Source organism: Streptomyces beijiangensis, from assembly GCF_017315755.1.
Classification (GTDB): Bacteria; Actinomycetota; Actinomycetes; order Streptomycetales; family Streptomycetaceae; genus Streptomyces; species Streptomyces beijiangensis.
This window is the reverse complement of the sequence record NZ_JAFLRJ010000889.1, coordinates 1-207: the sequence shown is the minus strand read 5'-3', so window position 1 is coordinate 207 and position 207 is coordinate 1. Positions and strand designations below refer to the sequence as shown.

1 protein-coding gene is annotated in these 207 nt (G+C 66.7%); it reads right to left on the bottom strand.

Annotated elements, in window-relative coordinates; all coding sequences use genetic code 11:
• A partial coding sequence (locus J0695_RS39690; protein ID WP_206969696.1) for a sugar phosphate isomerase/epimerase family protein occupies positions 1-207 on the bottom strand: 207 nt, incomplete at both ends.

Genomic DNA, 207 nt, shown 5'->3' with positions numbered 1-207 from the left:
GCCCGCACCCGGGCCAGCACGGCGGGGTCCACCTGCTTCAGGTGGAGATAGCCGATGCGCTCCCCATACGTCTTGATCAGCTGCACGCTGTCGCCGCCGCAGTAGGCGTAGTGGCCGGTGTCCAGGCAGAGCGAGACATGGGCGGGATCGGTCGCGTCGAGGAATCGAGTGACGTTCTCCTCGGTGTCGATGTGTGTGTCGGCGTGC